Origin of the sequence: Sphingobium yanoikuyae, from assembly GCF_013001025.1 — a bacterium.
In the GTDB taxonomy this organism is placed as follows: domain Bacteria; phylum Pseudomonadota; class Alphaproteobacteria; order Sphingomonadales; family Sphingomonadaceae; genus Sphingobium; species Sphingobium yanoikuyae_A.
Genome location: NZ_CP053021.1, coordinates 4620640 through 4634923, shown reverse-complemented (window position 1 = coordinate 4634923; position 14284 = coordinate 4620640). Strand labels below are relative to the sequence as shown.

Annotated in this window: 13 protein-coding genes; 6 read left to right on the top strand and 7 right to left on the bottom strand. The window is 65.1% G+C overall.

Annotated features, from left to right (window positions below; all coding sequences use genetic code 11):
- The first annotated feature begins 57 nt into the window (after nucleotides 1–57).
- Both HH800_RS22340 and HH800_RS22335 read left to right on the top strand, forming a co-directional pair.
- Nucleotides 58–924 (top strand): helix-turn-helix domain-containing protein, encoded by an 867-nt coding sequence (locus HH800_RS22340; RefSeq protein ID WP_004209457.1) that lies wholly within the window; start codon nucleotides 58–60, stop codon nucleotides 922–924.
- Entirely contained in the window at nucleotides 917–2191 is a 1275-nt protein-coding gene (locus HH800_RS22335; protein ID WP_169862475.1) for an amidohydrolase family protein, read from the top strand. Before HH800_RS22340 ends, HH800_RS22335 begins: the two co-directional genes overlap by 8 nt.
- A gap of 166 nt (nucleotides 2192–2357) precedes the next feature.
- Here HH800_RS22335 and HH800_RS22330 read toward each other — a convergent pair whose 3' ends face one another.
- The 5 genes from HH800_RS22330 to HH800_RS22310 all read right to left on the bottom strand — a co-directional run bounded on the left by HH800_RS22330 (nucleotide 2358) and on the right by HH800_RS22310 (nucleotide 7864).
- Nucleotides 2358–3719: an aromatic ring-hydroxylating oxygenase subunit alpha gene (locus tag HH800_RS22330; protein WP_169862473.1), complete on the bottom strand. Its 1362-nt coding sequence runs from the start codon at nucleotides 3717–3719 to the stop codon at nucleotides 2358–2360.
- A 74-nt stretch (nucleotides 3720–3793) separates the two neighbouring features.
- The gene (locus HH800_RS22325) at nucleotides 3794–4561 is read right to left on the bottom strand and encodes an enoyl-CoA hydratase/isomerase family protein (protein ID WP_169862472.1); all 768 of its coding nucleotides are present in this window, start codon (nucleotides 4559–4561) and stop codon (nucleotides 3794–3796) included.
- Nucleotides 4561–5808, bottom strand: coding sequence for an acetyl-CoA hydrolase/transferase family protein (locus HH800_RS22320; RefSeq protein ID WP_169862470.1), 1248 nt, complete (start codon nucleotides 5806–5808; stop codon nucleotides 4561–4563). The genes HH800_RS22325 and HH800_RS22320 overlap by 1 nt, the downstream gene beginning before the upstream one ends.
- Entirely contained in the window at nucleotides 5805–6686 is an 882-nt protein-coding gene (locus HH800_RS22315; protein WP_169862468.1) for an HpcH/HpaI aldolase/citrate lyase family protein, read from the bottom strand. Before HH800_RS22315 ends, HH800_RS22320 begins: the two co-directional genes overlap by 4 nt.
- Nucleotides 6687–6697: 11 nt before the next feature.
- Nucleotides 6698–7864, bottom strand: coding sequence for an acyl-CoA dehydrogenase family protein (locus HH800_RS22310; protein WP_169862466.1), 1167 nt, complete (start codon nucleotides 7862–7864; stop codon nucleotides 6698–6700).
- Between the two features lie 164 nt (nucleotides 7865–8028).
- Here HH800_RS22310 and HH800_RS22305 point away from each other — a divergent pair, with 164 nt between their 5' ends.
- The 3 genes from HH800_RS22305 to HH800_RS22295 all read left to right on the top strand — a co-directional run bounded on the left by HH800_RS22305 (nucleotide 8029) and on the right by HH800_RS22295 (nucleotide 11636).
- Nucleotides 8029–9195: a CaiB/BaiF CoA transferase family protein gene (locus HH800_RS22305; protein ID WP_169863400.1), complete on the top strand. Its 1167-nt coding sequence runs from the start codon at nucleotides 8029–8031 to the stop codon at nucleotides 9193–9195.
- A gap of 118 nt (nucleotides 9196–9313) precedes the next feature.
- Nucleotides 9314–10696, top strand: a complete 1383-nt coding sequence (locus HH800_RS22300) for an aromatic ring-hydroxylating oxygenase subunit alpha (RefSeq protein ID WP_169863399.1) — start codon at nucleotides 9314–9316, stop codon at nucleotides 10694–10696.
- Nucleotides 10697–10715: 19 nt separating this feature from the next.
- Nucleotides 10716–11636 (top strand): TIGR03619 family F420-dependent LLM class oxidoreductase, encoded by a 921-nt coding sequence (locus HH800_RS22295; protein WP_169862464.1) that lies wholly within the window; start codon nucleotides 10716–10718, stop codon nucleotides 11634–11636.
- A 45-nt stretch (nucleotides 11637–11681) separates the two neighbouring features.
- Here the strand turns inward: HH800_RS22295 and HH800_RS22290 are convergent, their stop codons facing one another.
- Together HH800_RS22290 and HH800_RS22285 are read right to left on the bottom strand one after the other, a co-directional pair.
- Complete coding sequence (locus HH800_RS22290) at nucleotides 11682–12596, bottom strand: acyl-CoA dehydrogenase family protein (protein WP_169862462.1); 915 nt, start codon at nucleotides 12594–12596, stop codon at nucleotides 11682–11684.
- On the bottom strand, nucleotides 12596–13741 hold the full coding sequence (locus tag HH800_RS22285; RefSeq protein WP_169862460.1) for an acyl-CoA dehydrogenase family protein: 1146 nt from the start codon (nucleotides 13739–13741) through the stop codon (nucleotides 12596–12598). Before HH800_RS22285 ends, HH800_RS22290 begins: the two co-directional genes overlap by 1 nt.
- Before the next feature lie 140 nt (nucleotides 13742–13881).
- Between HH800_RS22285 and HH800_RS22280 the strand changes: the two genes are divergently transcribed.
- A complete protein-coding gene (locus HH800_RS22280) occupies nucleotides 13882–14196 on the top strand; it encodes a Rieske (2Fe-2S) protein (protein ID WP_017500012.1) in 315 nt (104 codons plus the stop codon).
- Nucleotides 14197–14284: the final 88 nt, after the last annotated feature.

Genomic DNA, 14284 nt, shown 5'->3' with positions numbered 1-14284 from the left:
GTTGACAGCCTCCCGGCGTTAGTGAACAACCATGTTCAATAACGAAGGAGAGGAACCATGGCTCTGATCGAGTCCCATAAGCCGAGGGTAGCCAAGACCGAGTCCAACAAGGCGAAGATCGCCAAGCGCGTGGTCGAGGTACTGGAATTTTTCGACGAGGATCATCCGCAGGCAACGGTGATGGACATTGTCCGTCGCTTCGACCGCCCGCAGTCGAGCACGTCCGAATTGCTGTCGAGCCTGGTCGATCTGGGCCTGCTCCACAAGGATCCGGGTTCGCGCGCCTATTCGCCGACCCCGCGCGCCGCGATGCTGGGTGCCGCGATCCAGCCGCGCATGGTGCGCGATGGCGTCCTCAACGGCCTGATCGATCGGCTATCGGCCCAGACGGGCCTTGGCATTGCCGTGTTCGGCATGGTCGGCCTCAACATCCAGATCGTTCACTGGCGCGCCGGCAAGAAGGCGCTGCGCACCTCGGCCAATAACGGCCTGGCCGGTGGCCGCCAGGAACGGCTGACCGACTCCGCCGCCGGTCTGCTGATGCTGTCGACCGTGCAGCAGCCGCGCCGCGACGGCCTGATCCGTCGCCTCAATGCCGAAGCGCCGCAGGAGCGCAAGTTTGTCTTCGCCGACGTCGCCGGCCAGGTGCAGCGCTGCCGTGACGAAGGGCATATCAGCGGTTTTGCCGGCTTTGGCTCGATCGCCGACGTCACCGCCATGCTGCTGCCCCACATGCCCGACGGCCAGCCGCTGGCGATCGGCTTCGTCTATGAACCCTCCGACCAGATCGACGCCGCCGGCCTGCAGCGCACGCTCAGCGAAGCGGTCCGCCGCTCGGTCGAGGAACAGTCGCCGGCCGCCTCCGTCCAGCCGATCTTCGAATCCGCCAGCTGGCAGGGCGCGCTGGAGGTGAAGCATGGCTGATGTGAAGGACAAGGACGTCGCCGACGCCCAGGCCGCGCGCAAATATTGGTCGGCCGAAGGCTATACCGAAGGCGGCGTCATCCGCGAGGTTGACTACAGCACCCAGTCGGGCGGGCTCGACCCGTCGCTGGCCGGCATCAAGATTGTCGACACCGACACCCATATCACCGAGGCGCCGGACCTCTTCACCTCGCGCGCGCCGGCCAAGTACAAGGCCAAGGTGCCCTATGTGAAGCAGGACGCCGACGGCGTCGAACGCTGGTATGTGGGCGACCGCAATTTCGGATCGATGGGCGGCAACGTCATCCGCGCCGACAATAACAAGCTGCTCGGCCGTCTTGCCTTCCCCAAGCTGGCGCAAGCGCATCCCGGTGGCCATCTGATCAAGGAACGGCTGCAGGCGATGGACGATATGGGCATCTATGCCCAGATCGGCTTCCAGAATTCGGGCGTGACCCAGGCCGGATCGCTGATGTCGCTGGGCGACCCAGACCTCGCGGTCGCGATCATCCAGATGTATAATGACGCCTCGGCCGAATATCAGCAGGTGTCGGGCGAACGCATCTTCAACATGGCCCATCTGCCCTTCTGGGACCAGAAGGCGATGGAGACCGAAGCGCGGCGCTGCGTCGACATGGGCCTGCGCGGCTTCGTGCTGCCCGATACACCCGAGCGCGTCGGCGTGCCCAGCTTCCTGCATGATTATTGGACCCCCTTCCTGGAAATGTGCGAAGCCGAAGGCCTGCCGCTCAATTTCCATCTCAATGCGGCGATCGACCCCAATACACTCACCTGGGACGGCTTCGGCTTTGAACAGACGCTGTCGGTGGTCGCCACCATGTTCTCGATCGGCAATGCCGCGACGCTGGGCAACTGGATGGTGTCGGGTCGCCTGGACCGTCATCCCAAGCTGAAGATCGGCCTGATCGAGAGCGGCGCGGGCTGGGTGCCCTTCGCGATCGAGGCGCTGGAGCATCAGTTCGACGAAATGCTGCCGAGCAAGGTCGGCCTGCTCAACAAGCGGCCGTGGGAATATTTCCGCGACCATTTCTGGGTCACCTTCTGGTTCGAGAAGGTCGCGCCCAAGCTGCTGCTGGAAACGATCGGCGTCGACAAGGTCATGTTCGAAACCGATTTCCCGCATCCGACCTCGCTCTATCCGGGCGTGCAGGCGCATCTGACCGATGTGCTGGGCGGCTATGACTTTGCAGTGAAGAAGAAGGTGCTGCAGGACAATGCGGTGAACCTCTACAAGCTGCCTTTCTGAGGGGCGCAATCCGGATGAAAACGGAAAGGGGCGCTCCTGCCGGGAGCGCCCCTTTCCATTGGAGGGCGGTCGTCGAAGACAGTCATTGGTGAAAATGGAGACGCGAAAGCGCTCCGCCGCCACACAGATGATCGGCGGCGAAGGGCCATGATCGCGGCAATGTCGGTCAGTCCAGCGGCTTTGGTGCGCCAGTCCCCATGTAGCGGGACAGGTTGTAATGGAGGCTGGCCACCGCCCGCTCCATATAGGGGTTGGGCTGGGTGCCGCGGAAGCCGACATTCTTCATGCCCTGCTGCACCGCCTGCATGTTGGTGAAATCCTGCTGCAGCACCGGCGGCCATTCCTCCGCCTTGGTATATTCCCATTCTGTGGCGGGCGTTTCCGCGTCCGGGAAAAGCTCATAGACCGCCGCCTCGAAAATGCACTTGTCCGGGTCCGCGCCATAGGGGCGGGCGGAATAGCAGAGCATATTGTTGACGGCGTGGCCGATCTGGAAATTGGGGAAGATCTGCCAGGCGGTGCCGCTCTTGGCGGTATGGGCGGGTTCGACCACCGGCCAGAAGACGCCGCGCCGTTCATCGTCGGCGCGGGCGGTGGCGAGCCAGTGCTGCAGCACCTGCGGCGCGGGGGTGCCCTCGGGCAGTTCGTCCTTCAGCCGCTGGGCGGCGGCGACCAATGTCATGGTGGTGTTGGTATTGGCATTTTCCCAGGTGAAAAGCTGCATCTCCGCGGTCGACAGGCGGGGGTCTTCGCCTGAACCGATGCGCAGCTTGGCCTGGTTCTCGTCCATATTCTTGGGCGCTTCATAGCCGATATTGGTGTGCAGCCCATGTTTGCGCGCCCAGCCGCGAAATTCGCCGAAGGCGTTGAATTCGGGATGGGTTGTCTGGACATGATAGGTCTCGCTGAACGCCTCCATCGCGACCTTCCAGTTGCAGTCGAAGATGATCCATTTGCGCCAGCGATAGCGCATATTCTGAAGACCGAAGGGATCGAGCATGTCGGGCACCACGCCCAGATATTCAGCGAGCGGGCCGCAATCGGGATCGAGATTGATCCAGGCCCAGCCGCCCCAACTATCGACGCTGACCTTGCCGAGCGCGGTACGCTGTGCCGTCAGCTTGCCCTGCCAGTCATCGGCATGGTTGGCGAAGGTGCATTGGCCCTGGCGGTCGAAGGTCCAGCCATGAAAGCCACAGATGATCGACTTGCGGTTGCCCCGCGCGTTGCGCTGGCCTGCGGGCGTATCGATCAGGCGGCGGCCGCGATGCGGGCAGACATTATGATAGGCGCTCAGCTCATCCGGCCCGGTGCGCATGATGATGACCGAGTCTTCGAGAATGTCATAGGTGACGAAATCGCCAACCTCGGGAATATCCTCCAGCCGGGCCGCCTGCAGCCAGACCTTGCGCCACAGCCGGTCCTGCTCGGCGCGGGCATAATCCTTGGACACATAGGCTTCGACCGGGACGATGACCGGCTCGATCAGATCCTCGCCGGGCGTGCCGATGCTGCTGATCTCGTTCATGGCCTATTCCTTCTCCATTTCACCCTTTTGCCACGCCCGCGTCACCCGGACTTGACGATTTCAGACAGTCGGGCTCAGCGCCCGGTCCATTGCGGCGTGCGTTTTTCGGCAAAGGCGCGCGGTCCTTCCTGCGCGTCCTGGCTGTTATAGGTATGTTCGGAGGCGGCGCGGGCGGCCTGCAGCGCGGCGGCGCGGCCCATTTCGGTCGCCAGCATCACCGTGTCGCGCCCGGCCTTCACAGACAAAGGCGCGCCCTCCAATATCTCCGCTGCCAGATCGAGCGCCGTCTGCATCAGCGCCTCTGGCTCGGCCAGGCGATTGACCAGGCCTATCTCGTAGGCTCGGCTCGCGGTGATCGGTTTGCCGGTGAGGATGATCTCCATCATGATCCGCTGCGGGATCATGTGAATGAGGGGCGCGGCCCAGGGCGAGCTGCGGCCCACCTTCACCTCGGTAATGGCAAAGCGCGCGGCTGTGCTGGCAACGCACAGGTCGCAGGCCTGGGCGATCATCCAGCCACCGGCAAAGGCGACGCCATTGACCGCCGCGATCGTCGGCTTGCTGAGTTCGATGCTGTCATAGGGCAGCGGGAACATGGCGCGCGGCGGGACGGTCATGCCGGTGTCGACCATTTCCTTGAGATCGCCGCCCGCGCAAAAGGCCTTGTCGCCCGCGCCGGTCAGGATGGCGACGCGCAGCGCGGGATCATCCTCGAACCGTTGCCAGGCGGTGCGCAGCCCTTCGCGCACGTCGCGGCTGAGGCAATTGCGCTGGTCGGGGCGGTTGATGGTGAGGATGGCGATGCCGTCGGGCCGCGCCTCGAACAGGACAGGATCGTTCATCAGAATCCCCTCTGCTGGATGATATGGGCGGCCCGCTCCAGTTCCTCGCGGAAGGTGGGATCGGCAATGGCGATCAGGCGGCGGGTGCGCTCGGCCAGCGTCTGCCCTTTCAGTTCCGCCGCGCCATATTCGGTGACGATGATGTCGACATCGCTGCGCGCGGTGGTGACCGGGCCGGACAAGGCTGGCACGATCTTGCTCAAACTGCCGCCCTTGGCCGAGGCGGAAAGCGCGATGATCGAGCAGCCGCCGGGCGAGCAGGCGCCGGCGCGGACGAAATCAACCTGGCCACCGGTGCCGCCGAGATAGGCCGCGCCCGACTGTTCGGCATTGACCTGGCCGGTGAGGTCCACCTCCAGCGCGCTGTTGATGGTGACGAGGCGCGAGAGCCGCCCGAGGATGGCGGCGTCATGGGTGTAGCTGGTCGCGCACATGCGGATGGCCGGGTTATTGTCCGCCCAGTCATAGAGGCGGCGGGTGCCGATCAGCGCGCCGTTGATCGAGACGCCGGTGTCGATTTCCTTGCGGGCGTTGGTCAGCACGCCGGCCTGCGCCAGTTCGACCAGCCCGTCGCCCAGCATGCCCGAATGGACGCCCAGATCCTTGCGATCACCCAGCAGCCGCAATATCGCGTCGGGCACCGCGCCGACCCCGGTCTGGATCACCGATCCGTCGCCGATATAGGCGGCGCAGTTGCGGGCGATCGCCTCGTCGGTGGTGCTGATCTTCGCGGGCGCCACCTCGACCGGCGGGCGCGACACGGGGATGGCGACGTCGATGGCCGACGCCGGGATCAGCTCGCCCGGCACATAGGGCACGGCTTCGTTGATCTCCGCAATCACCACCCGCGCCTTGTCCACGGCGGCGCGGACATAGTCGCCGATCAGGCCGCAGCTATGATTGCCGTCGGCATCGGCGGGGCTGAGCTGGATCATCGCGACGTCGCAGCCGATGATGCCGGCCGTTATCATCGGCGCGACCTGGCTGACATGGATGGGGATGACCTGCAGCTTGCCGGCTTTCGTCATCGACCGCAGCGCGCCGATCGCACCCATGGAGGAGAGGCGGAAGCTGTCGGCGCTCTCCGGCGTGAACAGCCCCGAGAAGCTGGTGGCGATGAAGGCGGAGAGGTCGCCGATCCGCGCGCCCTGCTCGATCAGCGCGCTGACCAGGCTGACCGGCTCGCCGCAGGCTTGGCCAAAGACGATGCGGTCGCCGCGCCGCAGATAGGGGGTGAGGTCGATCACGAGGCCCCGGCCTGGCGCAGCAATTGCTCGGCGCGACTGAGATAAGGCCGGTCGAGCATCCCGCCCTTGTAGCCGATCGCGCCGACGCCGGGATTGGCGGCGAAGATGTCGACGATCGCCTGCGCCTCGGCGATCTCCTCTTCGGTCGGGGTGAAGGCCGCGTTGATGACGTCGACCTGCGCCGGGTGGATCGCCAGCATGCCGCGATAGCCGTCGCGCCGCACCTTTTCGGCCCGCGCCTTCAATCCTTCGAGATCGCGGAAATCGCCCTGGATCGTCTCGATCGCGGTGACGCCGGCGGTGGCGGCGCCCAGCAGGCACATGGAGCGCGCCAGTTCATAGGTGAAGCCATAGCTGCCATCGGCGTTGCGGTTGGAACTGGCGCCGATCGAGTCGGCCAGATCCTCCGCGCCCCAGGTCAGCGCCACCACGCGCGGCGCGCCCTTGTAATCGCCGGTATGGAACATGGCTTCTGCCGTTTCGGTGACCAGCACGATCAGCGGGGTCGATCCCCGTTCGATGCCATGCGCCGCCTCGAACGCGGTCAGAAAATGGTCGAGCCGTTCGACATCCTGCCGGCCATAGACTTTGGGCAGCATGATGCCGCCCGGCCGCGCCGGCATGATCGCGGCGAGATCATCGAGCGTATAGGGGCCGTCGAGCGGATTGACCCGGACCCAGAGCCGCTCGCGCCCTTCCGGCCTGGCGGCGAGGAAATCATGCACCATCTGGCGGGCGAGCGGCTTGTTTTCGGTCGCGACCGCATCCTCCAGGTCGAACAGCGCGATATCGGCGGCGCTGTCCGCCGCCTTGGCCATCTTCTTCTCGGCGTCGCCCGGCGCGAACAGCCAGGAGCGCATCTTGATCGGCAGCGTCATCGTCTCTCGCCTCAATAGGATTTGGGCAATTCCAGCACCTTTTCGGCGATGAAATTGAGGATCATGTGGGGGCTGACCGGAGCGGTGCGCGGGATCAGCACTTCGCGCAGCAGCCGTTCGACATGATATTCCTGGGCATAGCCCATGCCGCCCAGGGTCAGCATCGCGGTATGGCAGGCCTCGAACGCGGATTCGGCGGCGAGATATTTGCCGCTGTTCGCTTCCACGCCGCATTCCTCGCCCTTGTCGAACAGGGTAGCGGCCTTCATCACCATCAGGTTGGCCGCTTCCAGCTGCATCCAGCATTTGGCGAGCGGATGCTGAATGCCCTGATTCATGCCGATCGGCCGGTCGAAGACGATGCGTTCGCGGGCATAGCGGGCGGCGCGCTGGATCGCGTTGCGGCCGATGCCGATTGCTTCGGCGCCGAGCAATATGCGTTCCGGGTTCAGCCCCTTGAGGATGATCCTGAAGCCCTGACCTTCCTCGCCGATCCGATCCTCCTCGGGGATGAAGAGGTCGTTGATGAAGAGCATGTTGGAGCCGACCGCATGGCGGCCCATCTTGGGGATCAGCTGATGCTCGATCCTGTCGCGATCCAGTTTGGTGAAGAAGAGCGACAGCCCCTGCGTCTTGTTCTTCACCTGATCGAGCGGGGTGGTGCGGGCGAGCAGCATCATCCGGTCGGCGACATGGGCGTTGGTGATCCAGATCTTCTCGCCATTGACGCGATAGCTGCCCTCGACCCGCTCGGCGCGGGTCTTGAGCTTGGTGGTGTCGAGCCCGGTATTGGGCTCGGTCACGGCAAAGCACATCTTCTCCGCGCCCGAGATGATCGGCGGGATCATGCGCTGCTGCTGCTCCGCCGTGCCGAACAGGGCGATCGGCTCCAGGCTGAAGACCGGGCCGTGGATGCTGGACGCCGCGGTCATGCCGCCGCCGGCCTCCGCCACAGCCTGCACCATGATCGCCGCTTCGGTAATGCCCAGGCCTGCGCCACCGGTGGCTTCAGGCATGGCGATGCCCAGCCAGCCGGCGTCCGCCATCGCCCGGTGGAAATCGAACGGGAAGACGGCATCCTTGTCCCGTTCCAGCCAATAGTCGTCGGGGAACTGGGCGCAGAGCTGGAACACCGCGTCGCGGATGTTCCTCTGGTCTTCGGTCAGGGCAAAATCCACGTCTCTGGGGGCCTTCTGCTGGCGTCTGGATGATCGCCTGCGGGTATCACCCGGCCTCCCGCGCGCACAATCGGGCGGCCCCACATATCGGTGGGGCGAAGGGGTTGCGCGTGGATTTCGCCGCGCCCTTGGCCTAGCCCCAAGGCAGTTATGGGGAGAGGATGATGGACGCGACGCACATGCCGAAAGGGCCGCTGGCCGGGATCCGCGTGGTGGACCTGACGGCGATGGTATTCGGCCCCTATGCGACCCAGATCATGGCCGACATGGGCGCCGACGTGATCAAGATCGAGCCGCCGGCGGGCGATGCGACGCGCTATATCAATGCCGGGCCGACGCCCGAGCTGGGCGGCGTCTTCACCAACGTCAATCGCGGCAAGCGCAGCCTGGTGCTGGACCTGCGGCAGGAGGCGGACAAGGCGACGCTGCGCGCGCTGATCGCTACCGCCGATGTCTTCATCCACTCGATGCGCGGCAAGGCGATCGCCAAGCTGGGCTTCGACTATCAGGCCGTAAAGGCGATCAGGCCCGACATCGTCTACACCAATTGCTATGGCTATAGCCGACGCGGGCCGGACGGCGACAAGCCGGCCTATGACGACACGATCCAGGCCGAATGCGGCATCCCGCATCTGCAACAGCTGATGACCGGCAAGCCCGATTTCATGGCGACGATCATCGCCGACAAGGTGGCGGGCCTCACTGGCCTTTATGCGACGATGATGGCGCTGTTCCACCGCGAGCGCACCGGCGAGGGGCAGGAGGTGGAAGTCTCCATGTTCGAGACCATGGCGTCCTTCATGCTGACCGAACATGCCAGCGGCATGCTGTTCGAGCCTCCGCTGGGGCCGGCCCATTATCACCGCGTCGTCGCCCGCAACCGCAAGCCCTATGCGACCAAGGACGGCCATGTCGCCGCGCTGGTCTATAATGACAAGCATTGGAACGCCTTCGTCGCGGCGGTGAACCCGCCCTGGGCGACCGAGGAATTCGATACGCTGGCCAAGCGGGCGAAGCAGATCGACCGGGTCTATGGCCTGCTGGGCGAGACCTTTGCCGAGCGGACGACGCAGGAATGGCTGGAGCTGCTGGAGGCGCTGCATATCCCGGCCGCGCCGCTGCGCACCACGGACGAACTGTTCGACAATGCGCATCTCAACGCGATCGGCTTTTTCGAGACGGTGGAGACGCCGCAGGGGCCGGTGCGCTTCCCCGGCGTGCCGACCTGGTTCTCGCAGACGCCGGGCCGGGTCGCGGGCGGTGCGCCGGAACTGGGGGCGCATAGTCGCGAAGTGCTGGACGAACTGGGCGTGGGCGCTTCCGACGCCTGATCGTCCCATCGGTAGGGCGATGGGTTGGGGCGCTGCCTTGGCGCTCCCCAGCCCAGCCTTTACCACTTCATCCAAGCAAGAAATCTGGGTGAGGCATGGCATGGTTGAGGCTGCTGAAATGACGCGTGCGGGCTTCCCGCTGGAAATCAGCGATCCCGAGCGCATTCCCACGGCACGCTATTATGACGCGGATTTCTATCGCCGCGAATGCGAGGAATTGTGGCCCCATGTCTGGCAGATGGCCTGCCGCGTGGAGCAGGTGCCGGAGGTCGGCGACTGGATCGAATATAGCAATCTGGGCAAATCCGTCATCATCGTGCGGACCAAGGACGGGATCAGCGCCTATCATAATGCCTGCCGCCATCGCGGCGTGCCGCTGACCGAGGGCAGTCATGGCAATTGCAAGGGCAAAGGCTTCATCTGCCCCTTTCATGGCTGGCGCTGGAATATCGAGGGCAAGAATACCTTCGTCTATGGCCGGCACATGTTCTCCGAGCATCAGCTGGACGAGCAGGATCTGGCCCTGCGCCCGTGCCGCACCGAGATCGAGATGGGCTGCGTCTTCATCAATTTCGACGATGACGCGCCGTCACTGCGTGAACAGCTCGGCCCGCTCGCGGTGGGGCTCGACGCCTATAATGCCGACAAGATGCGCGCCGAATGGTGCTTCGGCACGGTGCTGCCGGCCAATTGGAAGGCCGCGATGGAAGCCTTCATGGAAGGCTATCATGTGATGCGCACCCATCCGCAGCTGCAGCAGAAGGTGCCGATCCTCTATAACATGATGTACGGCATGGACACGGGCGGGATCGGCGTGCCGATCAATCCCAACCGGTCGATGAAGGAGAATATCGTCGACCAGGTCGACCATATGCAGCTGTTGAGCGAGGGCATGGCCGGCATGTGCCATGCCAAGGATGTCGCGGTCGCCCGGACCCTGATCGACGTCGAACTGCCCGAAGACCCGCAACAGGCGATCATGCACTGGTTCGGCATGGTCAATCATTGCGTGACCCAGGCCGGGCAGGCGCGCGGCGAACCCACGCCCGATCTCAACAAGCTGGCGGTGGAAACCCCCGTCAAGTCGGTGGAATTCATCTTCCCCAATTATTTCCTGCTGCCCTTCCTCTCCAGCATGGCGGCCTATCGCATCCGCCCGCTCGGCCCGGAAAGCTGCATGTTCGAGCTATGGTCGCTCACCCATTTCCCCGAAGGGCAGGAGCCGCCGGTGGTGATGGAACCGGTGATGCTGCCCTATGACAGCGACCAGTTCCCGATGATCCCGCGCCAGGATTATTCCAACATCCCGTTGCAGCAGAAGGGGCTGCATGCCGAGGGTTTCGACTTCATGCGCCTGTCCAAGGTGATCGAGGGGCTGATCAGCAATTATCAGCGGATCATCGACGGCTATATCCGGCATGAACCCATGGACAAGCTGAGCGCGGCGACGCAGAAGCTGGCCGGCAATTTCGACGGGCCGGTGCTCGATCTGGGCTTCTGAGTCGGCGGGAGGCGGGGTCATGAAATTCGCCTTCGGCATGCCGCGGCTGATCGAGCTGAAGGCGACGATGCAGCCCTGGGAATTGTCCGTCAGCGGAGCGGACCAGACGCGGCTGGCCAGGCTGGCCGATGACCTGGGTTACGACATGATCAGCGTGCCGGAACATTTCCTGATCCCGCGCGCCCATGTCGACCTGTCGGGGCCGCATCATTTCCATGCCTATGCGGCGATGGGCTATTATGCCGGCGCCACGAGCCGCATCCGTATCAACAGCTCGATCGCGATCCTGCCGCTGCAGCATCCTGCGATCACCGCCAAGGCGCTGTCGACGATCGACTGGCTGTCGGGCGGCCGGGCGATGGTGACCTTTGGCGCGGGCTGGCTGGAGCAGGAGTTCGACCTGCTCGGCGTCCCCTTCCACCAGCGCGGGCGGATGTGCGACGAATATCTCGCCGCGATCGTCGAGCTGTGGACCAGCGATGATCCGCAATTCGAGGGCGAGTTCGTCTCTTTTCGCGATGTCGCCTTTGCGCCCCGCCCGGTGCAGCAACCGCATCTGCCGATCTGGATGGGCGGTGAGGCCGACGCCGTGCTGAAGCGCGCCGCCCGCCATGCCAGCGGCTGGTGGCCTTATCTGACGAAACCCGAGGATATCCCGGCGAAGATCGACTTCATCAAGTCGCAGCCCGGCTATGACGGCCGGCCGTTCGACGTGATGTACGGCTTTGCCACTAGCCGGGTCGGTGAGGGTCATGCCGTGGTCGACGATCCGCGCGCCCGGCCGGGCATGACCGCGCTGGAGATCATCGATCGCCTGGGCTGGTTCCAGACACTGGGCGTCACCATGAGTTCGGTGCCGATCCCGGCGGTGCGCAGCATCAGCGAATATGAGGATTATGCCCGCTGGGTGATCGAGGAGATCAAGCCCAAGTTGGGCTAGAGCCTGATCGTCTGAGGTGGCGTGAATCAGGCTCTCTCAAGGATTCTACCCCCAGAGGGCATCGGCCGCCGCCAGCGCTTGGCCGCCGCGCCCGCCCAGGTCGCCGATCAGCGCCTTGAGCCGATAGGTCCACAGGTGCAGCGGATGCTCCAGCGTCATGCCCATGGCGCCGAGGAACTGGTGGAAGTCATAGACGCCGGTCCGCGCCGATTCCTGTGCGTGCAGCGCCGCCAGCGCTGCGTCCCCGGCATCAAGCGTGGCGGCGGCCTTCATCGCCAGCCAGTAGAGGCCGTTGGCGCGCACCTGCGCCTCGGCCAGGCGATGGCGCAGCGCCTGGAAGGTGGCGAGCGGGCGGCCGAACTGCTGGCGATCAGTGACATAGGTGGCCGTGCTGTCGAGTGCGGCGGCGAGCAGGCCCGCCGCCTCCGCCGCCAGCGCCACGCGCCAGCGGGTGCGAATGTCGTCGGCCGACACGTCGTGATCGGTCAGGTCGTCGGGCTGGGCGATCAGGCTGCCCATCGGATAGGCATAAAGGGCTTCGGGTTCGGCCCGGACATGCTCGGGGCCGGCGACGAAGCTGCGCACCTGGTCCGGCCCGACCAGCAGCACCGTCGCACCGGGGGCTAGGAAGCGTACCGGGCGATGGGTCTTGCCTTCCTCCACCAGGCAGAGCGGGCGCGGTGTAGCATCGCCCAGCAATGGGCGGATAAGGGCGCTGGCTGCCGCCTCCACCGTCTGGGGCAGGCGCGCCAGCCGCTCGACCACCAGGGCGGCGCTGATCGCGCCGAGATCGGGATCGAAGCCGATGTCGAGGAAGCCGCCTTCGGCGAGGTCGCGGTCGAGCGCGTCGCTGGCCAGGGCAAAGCCCGCCTCATGCAGCGTCGCGCCGGCATAGGGCCGAGTCAGCGTGTCGATCGCGTCGAGGATGGCGATCTGGTCGTCGGTCAGGGACAGGTCCATCAGCGCGGCTCCCGCGGCAGTTTGAGCACATCGCTGGCGATGATGTTGAGCTGGATTTCCGCCGCGCCGGCGGCGATGCCCGCGACGATCCCGCGCTGATGATGCATTTTGAGATAGGGGTGGGCGTCGGCCAGTGCCTGCGGCAGATATTCGACGATGAATTCGCATACCCGCCGTTCGGCCATCACCGTGGCGAAACGGGCGGAGCTGGATTCGGCGCCGATCGCCTCGCCCCGGCAGCGGCGGTCGACGATCGCATAGCTGGCCATCCGTGCCGCTTCGCACAGGGCGGCGGCATGGGCGGCCTCGATCCGCACTGCCTCGCCGGCAAATTCACCCTGGGCCTGCAATAGCATTACCGCACGGTCGAGCGCCGCGCGGGCGAGGGCGTAGCGGGGAATGCCGAGCCGCTCATTGGTGAGCGAATAGCCGATGATTTCCCAGGCCTGGCCTTCCTCGCCCAGCCGCGCCTCCACCGGCACGACGACTTCGTCGAAGAAGACTTCGTGAATATCGCCTTCGCCGATCAGCGAGGGGATTTGCCGCACGGTGATGCCGGGCGTGTCCATCGGCACCAGCAGGATGGAAATGCCCTTCTTGCGATCGTCGCTGGTGCGGCAGACCAGGAAACAGGTGTCGGCAAGGCCCGCATAGCTGGTCCAGATTTTCTGCCCCGATACGCGATAGACATCGCCGTCGCGGGTCGCGCGGGTGCGCAGCGAGGCGAGGTCGGAACCGGAACCGGGTTCGGAAAAGCCCTGGCACCAGAGTGCGCGGCCGCCGGTGATGGCGGGCAGGTAGCGCGCCTTCTGCGCGTCCGAGCCGTAGCGGATCAGCGTCGGCCCGACCCAGTTGACGTTCATATATTGGCCGCCGCGCGGTTCGCCCGCGATCCACATTTCCTCGGCCAATATGGTCTGGTGCCAGGGATCGAGCCCCTGGCCGCCAATCTCCTTGCTCCAGTGCGGGGTCAGCAGGCCTTCATCGGCCAAGCGCCCGCAGAAAGTGCGGGCATAGTCGGTCAGCGCCGGGGAAGCCGGGCCATGTTGCGAGAAACGCTCCCAATCCTGCGGCAGCGTCGCGGCGAGAAAGTCGCGCAACCGCTGGCGAAAAGCCTCTTCATCCTGCGTCCATTCAAAATCCATCGGTCCACGCATCCCCTGCCGAACAGGGATGCGATACTTAAGAGCGGCGCGGCGCGACAGGGCGGCGGGCAAGAGAACGCCCCGGTGATGGGCGTGGGCCGGGCCTTGCCGCGCTCCACCGGCTTGGGCAGCTTTCGGGCATGAGCGAGCGCGATTTCAAAATGGCAGCCTCCCTGGATGAGGTGCCGCTGGGCAAGACCAAAAGCGTGACCATCGACGGACGGGCCATCCTGTTGTGCAACAGCGACGGGCAAATCCACGCCATCGCCGCGCTCTGTTCCCATGCCGACGAACCGCTCGCCTGCGGTCGCATTCGCCTGGGCTGGATCGCCTGCCCGGCCCATGGTGCCCGCTTCGACCTGGAGACCGGCGCGCCGCTGACCGGCCCGGCGAGCGAACCGATCGCCACCTATCCCGTCCGCATCGTCGACGGCATGATCGAGGTGGCGATCTAGTGCCATCGCCTTGGGGATATCGCCTGCCGCCATCTTGCGGGGGGCGGCGCAATTGGGCCTAGCGTCGGGGATGAGAGGAACCGGAACG

What these genes read in the sequence shown, in the direction of transcription:
- HH800_RS22330 (WP_169862473.1), bottom strand. Translation starts at nt 3,719, where the DNA reads ATGAACGAGATCAGCAGCATCGGCACGCCCGGCGAGGATCTGATCGAG.
- HH800_RS22280 (WP_017500012.1), top strand. Translation starts at nt 13,882, where the DNA reads ATGAGCGAGCGCGATTTCAAAATGGCAGCCTCCCTGGATGAGGTGCCG.
- HH800_RS22300 (WP_169863399.1), top strand. Translation starts at nt 9,314, where the DNA reads ATGACGCGTGCGGGCTTCCCGCTGGAAATCAGCGATCCCGAGCGCATT.
- HH800_RS22285 (WP_169862460.1), bottom strand. Translation starts at nt 13,741, where the DNA reads ATGGATTTTGAATGGACGCAGGATGAAGAGGCTTTTCGCCAGCGGTTG.
- HH800_RS22305 (WP_169863400.1), top strand. Translation starts at nt 8,029, where the DNA reads ATGGACGCGACGCACATGCCGAAAGGGCCGCTGGCCGGGATCCGCGTG.
- HH800_RS22290 (WP_169862462.1), bottom strand. Translation starts at nt 12,596, where the DNA reads ATGGACCTGTCCCTGACCGACGACCAGATCGCCATCCTCGACGCGATC.
- HH800_RS22340 (WP_004209457.1), top strand. Translation starts at nt 58, where the DNA reads ATGGCTCTGATCGAGTCCCATAAGCCGAGGGTAGCCAAGACCGAGTCC.
- HH800_RS22295 (WP_169862464.1), top strand. Translation starts at nt 10,716, where the DNA reads ATGAAATTCGCCTTCGGCATGCCGCGGCTGATCGAGCTGAAGGCGACG.
- HH800_RS22335 (WP_169862475.1), top strand. Translation starts at nt 917, where the DNA reads ATGGCTGATGTGAAGGACAAGGACGTCGCCGACGCCCAGGCCGCGCGC.
- HH800_RS22325 (WP_169862472.1), bottom strand. Translation starts at nt 4,561, where the DNA reads ATGAACGATCCTGTCCTGTTCGAGGCGCGGCCCGACGGCATCGCCATC.
- HH800_RS22315 (WP_169862468.1), bottom strand. Translation starts at nt 6,686, where the DNA reads ATGACGCTGCCGATCAAGATGCGCTCCTGGCTGTTCGCGCCGGGCGAC.